General features: G+C 66.4%; 13 protein-coding genes and 1 pseudogene. 9 read left to right on the top strand and 5 right to left on the bottom strand.

Annotated features, from left to right (window positions below):
• Positions 1-46 precede the first annotated feature (46 nt).
• The 5 genes from QM693_RS19430 to QM693_RS19450 all read left to right on the top strand — a co-directional run bounded on the left by QM693_RS19430 (position 47) and on the right by QM693_RS19450 (position 4,657).
• Positions 47-529: a DUF1931 family protein gene (locus tag QM693_RS19430; protein WP_283353172.1), complete on the top strand. Its 483-nt coding sequence runs from the start codon at positions 47-49 to the stop codon at positions 527-529.
• Between the two features lie 188 nt (positions 530-717).
• Positions 718-1,140 carry a hypothetical protein gene (locus QM693_RS19435; RefSeq protein WP_105413897.1) on the top strand — a complete coding sequence of 141 codons (423 nt, stop codon included), beginning with the start codon at positions 718-720 and terminating at the stop codon, positions 1,138-1,140.
• Between the two features lie 271 nt (positions 1,141-1,411).
• On the top strand, positions 1,412-2,881 hold the full coding sequence (locus QM693_RS19440) for an APC family permease (protein ID WP_283353173.1): 1,470 nt from the start codon (positions 1,412-1,414) through the stop codon (positions 2,879-2,881).
• 7 nt (positions 2,882-2,888) lie between these two features.
• On the top strand, positions 2,889-4,235 hold the full coding sequence (locus QM693_RS19445) for an FAD-binding oxidoreductase (protein ID WP_283353174.1): 1,347 nt from the start codon (positions 2,889-2,891) through the stop codon (positions 4,233-4,235).
• 80 nt (positions 4,236-4,315) lie between these two features.
• Entirely contained in the window at positions 4,316-4,657 is a 342-nt protein-coding gene (locus QM693_RS19450; RefSeq protein ID WP_280784274.1) for an HNH endonuclease, read from the top strand.
• Positions 4,658-4,669: 12 nt separating this feature from the next.
• Here QM693_RS19450 and upp read toward each other — a convergent pair whose 3' ends face one another.
• The 3 genes from upp to QM693_RS19465 are packed head-to-tail and all read right to left on the bottom strand — an operon-like array spanning position 4,670 to position 7,852.
• Positions 4,670-5,299, bottom strand: a complete 630-nt coding sequence (gene upp / locus QM693_RS19455) for a uracil phosphoribosyltransferase (RefSeq protein ID WP_105413894.1) — start codon at positions 5,297-5,299, stop codon at positions 4,670-4,672.
• 19 nt (positions 5,300-5,318) lie between these two features.
• Positions 5,319-6,584 (bottom strand): URC4/urg3 family protein, encoded by a 1,266-nt coding sequence (locus QM693_RS19460; RefSeq protein ID WP_283353175.1) that lies wholly within the window; start codon positions 6,582-6,584, stop codon positions 5,319-5,321.
• Positions 6,581-7,852, bottom strand: a complete 1,272-nt coding sequence (locus tag QM693_RS19465; protein WP_283353176.1) for a GTP cyclohydrolase II — start codon at positions 7,850-7,852, stop codon at positions 6,581-6,583. Before QM693_RS19465 ends, QM693_RS19460 begins: the two co-directional genes overlap by 4 nt.
• A gap of 188 nt (positions 7,853-8,040) precedes the next feature.
• Here QM693_RS19465 and QM693_RS19470 point away from each other — a divergent pair, with 188 nt between their 5' ends.
• The gene (locus QM693_RS19470; protein WP_283353177.1) at positions 8,041-9,426 is read left to right on the top strand and encodes a DUF2252 domain-containing protein; all 1,386 of its coding nucleotides are present in this window, start codon (positions 8,041-8,043) and stop codon (positions 9,424-9,426) included.
• 199 nt (positions 9,427-9,625) lie between these two features.
• On the opposite strand, the gene QM693_RS19475 is transcribed toward QM693_RS19470, so the two are convergent.
• Complete coding sequence (locus QM693_RS19475) at positions 9,626-9,853, bottom strand: putative antibiotic biosynthesis monooxygenase (protein ID WP_283353178.1); 228 nt, start codon at positions 9,851-9,853, stop codon at positions 9,626-9,628.
• A 248-nt stretch (positions 9,854-10,101) separates the two neighbouring features.
• On the opposite strand from QM693_RS19475, the gene QM693_RS19480 reads away from it, so the two are divergent.
• From QM693_RS19480 to QM693_RS19490, 3 genes and pseudogenes are all read left to right on the top strand, one after another.
• Positions 10,102-10,791 carry a TetR/AcrR family transcriptional regulator gene (locus QM693_RS19480; RefSeq protein ID WP_283353179.1) on the top strand — a complete coding sequence of 230 codons (690 nt, stop codon included), beginning with the start codon at positions 10,102-10,104 and terminating at the stop codon, positions 10,789-10,791.
• A 2-nt stretch (positions 10,792-10,793) separates the two neighbouring features.
• Positions 10,794-11,507: pseudogene (locus QM693_RS19485) on the top strand (calcium:cation antiporter); the annotation flags it as partial.
• Positions 11,508-11,586: 79 nt separating this feature from the next.
• Positions 11,587-12,117, top strand: coding sequence for a hypothetical protein (locus QM693_RS19490; RefSeq protein ID WP_283353180.1), 531 nt, complete (start codon positions 11,587-11,589; stop codon positions 12,115-12,117).
• Positions 12,118-12,153: 36 nt separating this feature from the next.
• Here QM693_RS19490 and QM693_RS19495 read toward each other — a convergent pair whose 3' ends face one another.
• The gene (locus QM693_RS19495) at positions 12,154-12,681 is read right to left on the bottom strand and encodes a PadR family transcriptional regulator (protein ID WP_283334197.1); all 528 of its coding nucleotides are present in this window, start codon (positions 12,679-12,681) and stop codon (positions 12,154-12,156) included.
• Positions 12,682-12,717: the final 36 nt, after the last annotated feature.

Here is a 12,717-nt window from a genome sequence, read left to right on the forward strand (position 1 = left end):
CGCGGTTCGTCGGATGCGTGACCGCATCACGGAGGATGATCACCTCATGGAACGTGCGGAGGCCGGAAGCCATGGGACGCTCATGACGTTCGACCAGTTCGCGGACATCTTCCGGGACGTCGCCAGTCTCGGCGTCGTCCGAGACGACTTTCACCGATTCGACGACGTCGTCACCGCGAAACTCTACGACCTGCTCCTCGTCGCGCAGGAGAGCGCGGCCGCCCAGCACCGGCACATCGTCGAACCCACCGACCTGCCGATCACCCGAGGCCTGCAGGAGAACATCGGATTGTTCCGCGAGCTCGGACCCGGCCTCCGGGTAGATCCGATCGTCGAACGACTGTCCGACTACCCGCCCCTCGACGGCGTCCTCGCAACCGAAACCCGATCGGGGCTTCCAGACATCACCGGCGGACTCAGCGTCGCCCTCGCGCGCACCTTCCGCATCGTCTACCCCGAGTTGAGGACCGTGCGGGCACGGACGACGCACTGGTCGGTGATCAGTACCCTCGTCGACCTCTACCTCTGACGTCGCCGACCGCGGCAGAGCACTGTTCTTTCGTGAATGCGAAACACCCCCAGGGGTGGAAACATCCACCCCTGGATGGATGTCCGACCACCCCTTCAGGGGGCGTTGTCGGACCCCCCTTCCGGCGAAGACTGGTGTTCGTCCACAAGGGACACGGAAATTCACACACCACACTCAGGAGCAACGCAATGAACTCGACGAAGACACGCATCGCCGCAGCAGCCGCAACGGGCGCCGCCCTCGGATTGGGAATGTTCATGGCCCAGAGCGCCACTGCCGCCGCCGCACCCGCCCAGTCGACGTTCCCGCAAGTCGTCTCCCCCGAATCCGGACTCTCGCCGTACAAGGTCGAGGTCAGGGACCGAATCGGCTGCGCAAACGCGTGGCCCATGGTCGCCTGCGACGCCCCCGACGAAGACGTGCCCCCGCAGGTGACCCTCGTCGAGCCCGGCACCACTCTGGTCGAGCCTGGCGGCACAACCCTTTACGGCCCCGCCGCCGCGACCGTGAACTCCCAGCAGGGTGCCACCATCCACCAGGTCTACTACCCCCTCGAGCCCGACGACGGGGTGATCTCCCACTCGCTCGATCCCGATATGCCCTGGATGTGACATCCGGTCGACACCGACTCACTCTGGATCGATAGCACTCTCTCGCGGCCGCCGGGGCCATTGGCCTCGGCGGCCGAGACGTGTGGGCTGACGCGCCCCGCGCGCATCTCGGAGTATTTAGAAAGACGAACCATCGATGACATCCGAATCCATGAGGTGGAGGATGAAACAGACCGGTCTCGCTCTGATCGTGGAACGGGTCTCGTTGTGACGGGTCGCTTCAAGCGAATCGACTTCTCCGCAGTTCCCGACTGAACGTGAGGCGGCCGAGATGACGGCAGAAAACGTGATGGGCGCACAGAGCGCCAATCAAGAATGTGAAGACTGCGGCTACAAACCGGAGCTGAAGCGAACTCTGGGCTCCTTTCAGGTGTTCGCTGTCTCGTTCGCATTCATCTCGGTGGCGGTCGGGATCTTCGGCACCTACGACGACGTGCTTCGAGACGCGGGGCCGGTGGGGATCTGGCTCTGGATCATCGTGGCGCTGGGGCAGACCCTGGTGGCGCTCGTGATCGCCCAGTTCGCGGCCCGCATCCCACTCAGCGGCTCCTCCTACCAATGGGCCTCGCGGCTGGCCAACCCGAAAGTCGGCTGGTTGTTCGGTTGGCTGACCTTCTGTTACCTGGCGCTGGGCGTGGTGACGGTCGACAATGCGATGGCGAGCAGCGCCCTCATGCCACTGTTCGGCATGCAGCCGGACGAGGGCACGGCACGCATGATCACGCTCGTCGTGGTGCTTGTTCAGGCGGTGCTCGTCGTGTTCTCTACGCGCCTCGTCGGCTTGATCACGTCGGGCGCGGTGGGGCTCGAACTGGTGATCGTGGTGGTGCTGGCGATCGGGCTCTTCGTCGCTGTCGCAATCTCGGGCGAGGGCTCGGTCGGCAATCTCACCTCGCGCGGTATCACCGAGGGCGCCCCCAACTATTTCGCTGTCGGCGGTGGGTTGATGGCTGCGATGATCATGGGGCTCGCCACGCTCGTCGGCTTCGACTCCGCGGCGAATATGGCTGAGGAGGCCAAGGATCCGTTTCGCAGCGTCCCGCGCGCGATCGTGGGATCGGTCGTGGCGGCGGCTGTGCTGGGACTGGTGTTCCTGATCGCGCTCACGATCGCGATCAAAGATATCCCCCGGGTGAGCGATAGTGACACGCCGGTGGCGGCGATCCTGCGCGATCAGCTGGGTCCGGTCATGGAGAGGTCGCTGCTGGTCGCGATCGCGTTCGCATTCTTCGGCGCCGGGATGGTGACCCTGGCCACCTGCTCGCGGATGGTGTTCGCGATGTCGCGCGACGCACGTTTTCCTGCTTACCGACTGATGCGTCGGGTCAACCCGCGCACGCAGACACCCATTCCGGCGACCATCCTGATCGTCGTCGTGGGGGTCGTCCTCATGGCCGTGCTGCCGGGTGGCGCCCTGCTGGAGTTGCTCACGGTGGGGACGGTCATCTCGGCAGTTCTCTACGGCGCGATAATCGTCCTCTACCTTGCGGTGCGGAGGCGACTGGATCGGAAGGCGGGTGCGTTCGATCTCGGGCGCTTCGAGTTGCCGGTCGCGATCAGCGCGCTGGTGTGGTCGGCTGTCGTGCTGTTCGTGATCGTCTCGCCCTCGAGTGCTTTGACCTCGATCCTGATTGCGGTCGGCTTGCTCCTCGCGGGCGGGTTGTACTTCGCGTACCTGTTGATTTTCAAACGCGAGGTACTGGACACCGAGCCGGGAGACGCCGATGTCTTCTCGCACTGACCGAGAGATGAACCCCCTGACTACCACCACCATGCTCACCGGTGATGTCGTGCGTGCCGGCGATTCCGGCTACGAGGCGGCGCGGGTGGGCTGGAACCGCCTGCATTCCCGCTATCCCGAGGCGATTGTGTTCTGCTGTGACACGCAGGACGTGGTCAACGCGGTCCGCTGGGCTCGCGAGGAAGGCATCGCCCTGCGTGCCCGCAGCGGTCGCCACAGCCTCGAGGGCTGGTCGTCGATCGACGGCGGGCTGGTCGTCGACGTCAGTCGGATGAAGAGCATCGTGATCGACGAAGCGGCGCGCACGGCGACGGTCGGGACGGGGCTGACGCAGCAGGAGACGGTCGCGGCCCTCGGGCAACACGGCTTCGTCGTTCCGACCGGCTCCGAGGGCGGCGTCGGTCTCGGTGGCGTGATTCTCGGGGGTGGCTTCGGACTACTGACCCGCAGTATGGGTATGGCGTGCGACAACCTGCTTGCCGCGGAGGTGGTGGTGGCCGACGGCGCGCGCTCGGCGAAGGTCGTGGAGGCCACCGAGCACAACAACTCCGACCTGCTGTGGGCGTGCCGTGGCGGGGGCGGCGGCAACTTCGGGATTGCGACGTCCTACACGTTGAGGCTGCACGAGCTCTCGAACGTCACATTCCTCGTCGCGAGGTGGACCGGTCACGACCACCTGGGCGCCCTGCTTCGCGGGTGGCAGCGCGACGCGCCGGTCGCCGACGACCGGCTGACCAGCGCGCTGGAGGTCGATTCCACCGCGGTCGAGCTGTCTGCACTGATGTACGGCGGTGCGCGGCGGGACCTCGAGGACCAACTTCGGTCGCTGCTGGCGATCGGCAATCCCGACGTGACCGTGACGGAGGGCCCCTGGCCGTCCGTGTACGGCGACGTCGACAGGGGGCCGAACGACGTCTTCCTCTGGAAGTTCTACTCGCAGTTCGTCACCCAACCTTTCCCCGATGAGGCGATCGATCTGATCGTCCACTACATGGCCAACACGCCCAGCCCGCCGAGCAATTTCTTCTGCTCGAGCTTCGGCGGTGCCGTCCGGCACGCTCCGCCTGGTGGGTCCGCGTTCCCGCACCGCGACGCGCTGTTCTACTGCGAGCCGGGCGCCGCCTGGAACGACCCCGCCCTGAACTCCACGGCACTGGGCTGGGCGGCCGACTTCTGGCGGGCGCTGCGCCCCTACGGCGACGGTGCCTACGTCAACGTGCCCAACGCCGCCGCGTCGGACTGGGAACGCGAGTACTACGGATCGCACCGCGAGCGGCTGCGCGAGGTCAAGGCCACCTACGACCCGGAGAACGTGTTCAGCTTCGAACAGAGCGTGCCCCCTGTCGCCGGTTGACCCGTCCCGAGTCCTACGCTGGGGCGATGGCGGTCAACCGGAGTCGCAGGGCCAGGGGCGCCCGTAAACGCAAGCGTCGGATGGAGAGTGTCGAGCACGACCTCACCGCCGAGCAGTGGAGTGCGCTCACCGAGGCGTGGGGTGGCTGCGCATACTGCGGCGCGACCGACAAGCCGTTGCAACGCGACTGCGTGCAGGCGCTGTCCCGCGGCGGGCGTTACACCCTCGACAACATCGCCCCGGCCTGCGGCTCGTGCAACGCCAGTAAGTGCAACGACGAGGTCACCGGCTGGCTGCGGCGCAAGCGGCTCGACGAGCGCGCCTTCCTGTTGCGTCACATCGAAATCAAGACAGCGCTCGCGCTGCGATTCCCCACACCCCCGGACACCGAACTCGAAGCGCCGGAAACCACTGCCCCGTGAAGACCGGGCCCGCTACTTGGTGCCGAAGAGACGGTCGCCTGCGTCCCCGATGCCGGGCAGGATGTAGCCGTGCTCGTCGAGTTGGCGGTCGACGGCGGCGGTGTAGATCGGGACGTCGGGATGCGCCTTGTGCAGGGCGGCAACGCCTTCGGGGCAGGTCAGCAGGCAGACGAACTTGATGGACTTGGGGCCGCATTCCTTCAGTCGCTCCACCGCCGCCACGGCCGAGTTGCCGGTGGCAAGCATCGGGTCGATCACCACCACGTCGCGCTCCTGCAGATCGCCGGGCATCTTGAAGTAGTACTCCACAGCTCCGAGGGTCTTGGGATCGCGGTAGAGACCGATATGGCCGACGCGCGCGCCCGGCACAATTGTCAGCATGCCGTCCAGGATGCCGGTGCCCGCGCGCAGAATGGAGACGAAGACCAGCTTCTTACCGTCGATGACCTTTCCGGTGGTGGATTCCAGCGGTGTCTCGACGTCGATCTCCTGCATCGGGATGTCGCGGAGGACCTCGTACGTCATCAGCGCGGAGATCTCGTTCGCCAGTCGACGAAAGCTGTTGGTGGAGGCATCCTTACGGCGCATCATCGTGAGCTTGTGCTGCACCAGCGGGTGCTCGATCACGTGTACCGTGCCCATGTAGTCGTCCTCGTTTCTTCTAGAAGACCGTGCCGTCGCTGGCGATGTTCAGCGGCGGCAGCCCACCCCGCGAGCGCTGTGCCAGCGCGCGGCCCGCCGCCCAGGTGCCGCCCTCCAGGACGCAGGCCAGCGGCATCTCTCGGGAATCCACGCCCAGACGTGCGCGCACCAGCGGGGCCAGTTCGTCCAGGAGGGCTACCGTCAACGCGCGCCACTCGACCACCAATTCGTCTCCGGCCGTCCAGTTTTGTGCAGCCCAGACCGGATCGTGCAGGCGGAGCACACCGGTGTCGAGAAGCAGACCGCCGTTGCGGTATTCGGGCAGGCCGGTCAGCTCGTCCAACCCGACCACCCGGACGCCCGCCCATTGGAAGGGCTCCAGCAACGAATAGCTCAGCCATTGCGACAGTTTGTGAAACGGCATCCAGCCCCGGGTCAAGCCCGGACCGGCCACCGCGTCGTGGCGCCAGACGTCGCCCAACGGTTCGGCGCCGATGGCGTTGCCCGTAGGCCAGATGCCCGAGAGCGACGTCAGAAGCTGCGACAGGATGTCGTGGGCGGCGACCGTCGCCGCGGCGGCACCCTGTGGGGCGACCAGCACATCGAACAGGCCACCCGGCCGGCCGTGCGGGCCGAACACTTCGGGCTGCGCGGCGAGCGCCTCGCCCAGCCGTCGCAGCAGCAGCACGCGACCTTCGAGACCCACCAACGGATTGGACGGGCCGGCCTGGAACACCTCGGCCAGCCGGTCGGTATCCAGCCCGCGTAGTCCGGCCGCATCGACCTGCAGCGGGTGCGCCGCGTCGCTCGAGAACAGGCCACCGAGGAAGGCGTGCCAGCTCGCGACGCCCAGTCCCTCGGAACGCGCGAAGCGCTGCCCGCCGTCCACCTCGTGGTAGTGCCAGTCGGGACCGGCTCCTGCGTCGAGCAGGACGCTGACCACCGCCAGGTCGATCATGGCGCGGGCGCGGCCCGGCGCGTCCAGCGCGGTCAGTCGTGCATCCAGCTCGGCCTTGCGGTCCACGCCGCCGGCTTCGAAATGGCGCCAGCGGCTGTGGTACGGAATTGTCAGGTCTGGATAGCGGGCACGCGTGACGGCGGCGACCTCCGCCGCGGCCGCCTCCAATGCGTCGTCGTCGATGCCGAACCAGAGTGAATCGCCCTCGCGCGCACGGGACAGCAGTTGTCGTGCTCGCTCCCGCACGGCCGACGTGGTACGTAGAGCGGCGGTCGCATCCTCGGCCCGCCCGGTGTCCAGGACGGGACCGACGCCGGTCACGCTCATCCGTCCAACTCCCGGCCCTTGACCTTCGCCAATTCGTCAGCGTCCGGCACAGCGCCGGGCGTGAAGTAGCCGGCCGCCATCTTGGCGTCGATCTCCACGCGCGCGTCGGCCGGGATCAGGTCCGCGGGAAGGTCCACCCGCTCCGCGACCTCGATACCCGAGCCGGTGATGGCGTCGTATTTCATGTTGCTCATGGAGACCAGGCGGTGGATCTTTCTGACGCCCAGCCAGTGCAGCACGTCGGGCATCATCTCCTGGAAGCGCATGTCCTGCACGCCGGCCACGCATTCGGTGCGGGCGAAGTACTGGTCGGCCGTGTCGCCGCCCACCTGGCGCTTGCGCGCGTTGTAGACCAGGAACTTGGTCACCTCGCCGAGCGCCCGGCCCTCCTTGCGGGAGTACGCCACCAGGCCCACGCCACCGCGCTGCGCACCCTGGATGCACTCCTCGATCGCATGCGTGAGGTACGGGCGGCAGGTACAGATGTCGGAACCGAATACGTCCGAGCCGTTGCACTCGTCGTGTACGCGTGCGGTCAGCTCCACCCCGGGATCGGCCAGGTCACGAGCATCGCCGAAGATGTACACGGTCTGACCCCCGATCGGGGGCAGGAACACCTCGAGGTCCGAGCGCGTCACGAGCTCGGGGTACATGCCGCCGGTCTCCTCGAACAGCACGCGGCGCAGGTCCGTCTCGCTGCAGTGAAAGCGCTCCGCCACACCCGGCAGGTGCCAGACGGGCTCGATCGCCGCCTTGGTTACCAGCGCAGCACCACTGGGCAGCAGGAAGCGGCCGTCCGGGTGCAGGCGACCTTTCTGGATGGCCTCCATGACCTCCGGCAGGATCACATGCGCCTTGGTGACAGCGATGCTCGGGCGGATGTCGTGACCCGCCGCCAACTCGGCGGCGAAGACCTCGGCCACCGTGGCACCCCACGGGTCCAGGCTCACGATCTTGCCGGGCTCGCTCCACTGCGGGTACGGGCCGATGATGTTCGTGGGCGCGGTATCGGTGAGGTCGGCCTTGTGATGGCGCGACAGCGCGCCCGACGCCACCGCCAGTGCCCGGTAAATGCTGTACGAGCCGCTGTGCGTTCCGATCACGTTGCGGTGGGCGCGGTTGGTGGTGGTACCGACCACCGGTCCGCGCTCGGACGGCGTGGGTGCTCCCCAGTGGATCGGCAGGGCGCCGACACCGCCGCTGTGTGAGGTCAATCGGATGTGCCCACCGGCGGGCTCGGGGGTGGCGGCGACGGATTCAGCGGACATGACGTTCCTCCGTTAAGGAAGGCCCGACGGCACGGCATGCCGCCGGAACGTGTCTCCGGCGCCGGATGCTGCCGACCACCGGAAACCGAAGCATAACCACTCTTTCACCACAATGTCGTGTGGCGAAGACGGCGGCGACGAATGCTGACGAGGTACACGGTGACTGGGCCTGGGATAGTGTCGCCGAGGTGACGAAGAATCGAGCGCGAGCCGTCGACCTGCGAACCCAGATCGAGGCGGACGACGTCTTCGCGCGGGGCGACGCGTTGCGTGCCACTGTGCCGTCGAGTGCGCACGGGAGCGCCGCGGTCGGCGCGGGACGGCCGGATGTGCTCGATTTCGTCGAGGCCAGCAATCGAGGAAGGCTGGCGAATCTGATCCCGCTGCGAATCGGTCGGATGATCGCCTCCCCGTTCGCTTTCTTGCGCGGCGCCGCGGGCCTGATGGCGGCCGACCTCGCCGACTCTCGGGTTACCGGATTGACAGCGCAGCTGTGCGGTGACGCGCATGCGGCCAACTTCGGCCTGTACGGGACACCGGACGGTCAAATCGTCATGGATATCAACGATTTCGACGAAACCCTCCCTGGTCCGTGGGAGTGGGATCTCAAACGCCTCGCCGCGAGCCTGGTCCTCGCGGGTCGCGAAGGCGGTGTGTCCGAGAACGGCTGCATCGAGGCCGCCGAGGACGCCGTCAAATCGTATCGGCGCACCATTCGCGATCTCGCCGAACTGCCATTCCTTCAGTCCTGGAATGCGCTCCCGGACAAGTCGGTGCTCGAGCGGGCCAAGGCCGAGGCTCTGCTCGACGACTTCGACAAGGCCGCACAGAAGGCGCGGCGCAATACCAGCGAGAAGGTGGCGGCGAAGTGGACCGCTCACATCGAAGATCACGAGACCGGGATCCGCCGACGACGGTTCATCGACGATCCGCCGGTACTCACCCACGTCGATCGCGCAACCGCCGATGCCGTGACCGACGGTCTGGAACTTTATGTCGACTCACTGCGCGAGTCCCGCAGGAACCTGATCGCCCGATTCGCCGTGTCCGACGTCGCGTTCCGGATCGTCGGAACGGGCAGCGTCGGTCTGCGCAGCTATATCGCCCTGCTGCACGGTAATCGGGACGAGGTGCTCGTACTTCAACTGAAACAGGCCCGGCCGTCCGCACTGTCGGCGTACCTACCGGTCGGCGAGCCGAAACACGAGGGCAAGCGGATAGTGCACGGCGCCCGGCTGGTGCAGGCGGAATCGGACTTTCTGCTGGGCTGGACGACCATCGACGGCCTCCCTTACATCGTGCGGCAGTTCCGAAACCTCAAAGGGGACATCGATCCAACCGGTCTCGAGCAAGACCATCTCGACGACTACGGCCGGCTCGCCGGCGCCCTGCTCGCGCGTGCGCATACCCGCTCGCTCGATCCGCGGGTTCTCGCCGGCTACTTCGCCAGCGACACGGAACTGGACGAGGTGATCGGGCGGTATGCCGTCAGCTACGCCGATCAGACCGAAGCCGACCACGCAACGCTGGTCGCCGCGGTGAAATCGGGGCGGATCGCTGCCGAGCCGGCCTGATCCGGCACGTAGAAACCACGAGTAGCTGGTGGCGAGCCGAGAGAGGTCGCCACTCCCCAAGATACGAGGCGCGGGTGCACCTCGTATCCACCCGAGCCGGACTGCCTCGGATACGTGAGTGTGAGTGGCGACCTCTTTCGTCGCAACGAGAACGTACCTCGCACCTCCGACATGAATCTGCGGCGCGCGCTCGCGCCGCTCAGGAGCTGCACCGCGAAGTACCGTTCCGGCACCGCCAGCTCATCCACCGGACGGACAGGGCAAGCACACGTGGCACGACGAAATACACCGCCGTGGGAACGACGACACCGGTGAGCGACAAAGCCCGCAACCAGGTCGGCCAGGTGGCCGTGATCGGACCCGACAGGGTCATGACGGTCATGCCCACCGTGACGAGCGGGAAGATGGACACCCAGGTGACGACCACCCGCAAGTGGATGGACGGGGCCCTCTCCGGCACGAGATCCCGAGCATGCCCGTCGGCACGTTCCGTTCGTGGAGGCCGGCGCTTCGTGGTCGTCGGAGCGAAATGTTCGACCACCGTAGATGCGAGAGCAAGAGATTCCATCCTGAGGTAGCCCTTCTCGTAACTCCAACTATTCAGTTGCCTTTCGACCGTAGGGGCTGGACTTACAGATTGCAACCAGACAGTTGGAGTTGTCGTAGGATGCAGCCGTGGCATGGGATACCGAACGAACCAAGAGACTTCTCATCGAGGCCGGAGTTGCAGAGTTCAGTTCGTTCGGTCTGGCCGGTGCTCGTGTCGATCGGATCGCCGAGAAAGCAGGCGTGAACAAAGAGCGCATCTACCAGTACTTCGGCAAGAAGGAAGCGTTCTTCAGCGCGGTCCTCGAACATGAACTCGCAACCACGCTGGCCGCTGTCGAACTGTCCGGTCACGGGGTCGTCGCCATCGCCGACTACGCCGGTCGCCGATTCGACTACCAACGCGAGCACCCCACTTTCACCCGTCTGCTGTTCTGGGAAGGACTCGAACTCGAGGCGCCTGTCGCGGAAGCATCGCGACAGAAGCACGCTCAGGCGATAGTTGCCAGCGCACGGGAAGCTGTCCCCGAACTTTCCGAGAGCGACGCCCAGGAACTGCTCATCACCGTGATCACCCTCGTCGACGGCTGGGTAGCTCTCCAGACCGCAGACCGGCTGTTTTCGACACCCCTTCCGTGTGGCCGCGACCGGGACTCGCGCCGACGCGATTTCATCGTGATGACGGTTGAGGCCGCCACGCGAGCCGCACTCACCCGAACCCAGTCGGCCCGGACCCAACTCACCGCCGGCTCGCCGCGGATGGGTGATGCGGGTTCCGCATTGCGGTCCACCCGAGAGGATGGAGCCGGCAAGGTCTGATCATGGCGTTCGGGTGGCGTTCGGTCACTGCAGAGTGGCCGCTGGTGATTCCACCGGTGTCCGTTGCGGTGTTGGGCGTGACCTGGGGCCGGGACATCGGCACGGTGCTGGTGCTCGTCGTGGCGGTGGTGCTGGTCGGCGCAGTGCTCGCCGCTGTTCATCACGCCGAGGTGGTTGCACACAAGGTCGGCGAGCCGTTCGGATCGCTGATTCTCGCTGTCGCCGTCACTGTCATCGAGGTCGGATTGATCGTGACACTGATGATCTCGGGTGGTCCGGCGACGGCCTCGTTGGCCCGCGACACGGTATTCGCGGCGGTGATGCTCACCGTCAACGGCATCATGGGGTTGTCTCTGTTCGTCGGCGCGCGAAGATACGGGGTCGCGCTGTTCAATGCGGAGGGTACGGGCGCGGCACTGGCGACCGTGGCGTCACTGGCTACCCTGAGCCTGGTGCTGCCGACCTTCACGACGAGCCGGCCGGGCCCCGAATTCTCCTCGGTTCAGTTGATATTCGCGGCCGTGGCCTCGCTGGTTCTGTACGGGATGTTCGTCCTCACCCAAACCGGGCCGCATCGACACTTCTTCCTGCCCGTCATCCCCGACGAACCTGTGAGTGTCGAGGACCGGAACGCGGCACCGCCGACGGGCAGGGTGGCGGGTGTGAGCCTCGCGCTGCTGGTGCTGGCGCTGTGCGCAGTCGTGGGATTGGCAAGGTCCGTCGGCCTGCGCCTCACCGTTCGTGGAGACATCACCAGCGAGTCTCCCCGAAATGCGTTCGGGTAAGTTTCCGCGCATGGAAACCGCATCGTGGGTCGGCGCGGCGGCTGCGGTGCTGTTCGGTGCCACCGCTGCCGCAGCGTGGCGGAAGGCAAACCTCGCCGATCAGGCCAGGCGCGAGGCCGAGGCTGCACTGGACGTGGCGCTCGAACAGGTCACCGCGTTGACCCGGATCGCCGAAGCCGCGCAGCGAGCATTCCCACAACCGCAGCACGTCGAGTTCGAAGTCCGCCGCATTCGGGGCCCCGTCGACCGGTTCCGGCTCCGCAACGTCGGAACGGGTACCGCCACCGACGTGCGGTTCGTCGTCGATCCCGTCGAGGAACAGAACCGCCGGATTCCCACGCCGCAATGGCTGCAGGACGAACAAGTGACGTTGCTGCCGAAGGAGTGGGCCGAATTCGCCGCGAGCGCGTTGTCGCCCGTCGGCGGCTCGTGGCGAATAGTGTTTCCGGCATTCGTCACCGTGATCTGCGACGAAGCCGGCGCTCCGCAACGGGTGGACCTGCCGACTGCTGTCGTTACCGAGGACGGCGTGATCGGCTGAACTGCCGAGACCCGCAACTGGCGAGCAGCGCGGCTATCAGCGACTTTCCTGGCCCAGACGGTTCCCGACGCGATCGAACCATTCGAGTACTGCACGTTCGTACACGATGCCGAAGTCGAGCGTGGCCATGGCGAATCGGTTGGAACCGTGGACCACGGCGTCACGCTCGTACTCGGCGAGCTGACGCTCGTGCGCTGCCCGGTGCGAGTCCAGCATCTCGGCCAACCGTTCGGGCGGAAGGTGCGCGCCGAACGCGACGGTGAGCAGCATCGGATAACGGATGTTCTCCGGGCCGGGGTCGCGCTCGATCCACTCCGAAAACGCCCGGCGACCGTCCTCGGTGAGCGTGTAGGGCTTGCGCTCTCGGGCGCCCCGTTCCCCCGCCTCGATCAACCCGGCACGCTCCATCGCGGCGAGCTCCCGATACACCTGGCTGGTCGTGATCGACCAGAACTTGCCGATGCGTTCCTGCGCGGTGACGACCAGGTCCCACCCGGTTTTCGATCCCTCGTGCAGGAACCCGAGGAGCGATGCCGCAGTGGCGTTGAGGGGACGTTCTGCCATGGCACGGTCCTTCGCGCAGTCGGGGGGTTGACATTC

The organism is Rhodococcus sp. IEGM 1305 (assembly GCF_030058635.1).
GTDB lineage: Bacteria > Actinomycetota > Actinomycetes > Mycobacteriales > Mycobacteriaceae > Rhodococcus_F > Rhodococcus_F opacus_D.

Excerpts from the sequence above, each read along its gene's own strand:
- QM693_RS19430 (WP_283353172.1), top strand. The coding sequence starts at position 47 with ATGGAACGTGCGGAGGCCGGAAGCCATGGGACGCTCATGACGTTCGAC.
- QM693_RS19435 (WP_105413897.1), top strand. The coding sequence starts at position 718 with ATGAACTCGACGAAGACACGCATCGCCGCAGCAGCCGCAACGGGCGCC.
- QM693_RS19440 (WP_283353173.1), top strand. The coding sequence starts at position 1,412 with ATGACGGCAGAAAACGTGATGGGCGCACAGAGCGCCAATCAAGAATGT.
- QM693_RS19445 (WP_283353174.1), top strand. The coding sequence starts at position 2,889 with ATGAACCCCCTGACTACCACCACCATGCTCACCGGTGATGTCGTGCGT.
- QM693_RS19450 (WP_280784274.1), top strand. The coding sequence starts at position 4,316 with ATGGAGAGTGTCGAGCACGACCTCACCGCCGAGCAGTGGAGTGCGCTC.
- upp (WP_105413894.1), bottom strand. The coding sequence starts at position 5,299 with ATGGGCACGGTACACGTGATCGAGCACCCGCTGGTGCAGCACAAGCTC.
- QM693_RS19460 (WP_283353175.1), bottom strand. The coding sequence starts at position 6,584 with ATGAGCGTGACCGGCGTCGGTCCCGTCCTGGACACCGGGCGGGCCGAG.
- QM693_RS19465 (WP_283353176.1), bottom strand. The coding sequence starts at position 7,852 with ATGTCCGCTGAATCCGTCGCCGCCACCCCCGAGCCCGCCGGTGGGCAC.
- QM693_RS19490 (WP_283353180.1), top strand. The coding sequence starts at position 11,587 with ATGGAAACCGCATCGTGGGTCGGCGCGGCGGCTGCGGTGCTGTTCGGT.
- QM693_RS19495 (WP_283334197.1), bottom strand. The coding sequence starts at position 12,681 with ATGGCAGAACGTCCCCTCAACGCCACTGCGGCATCGCTCCTCGGGTTC.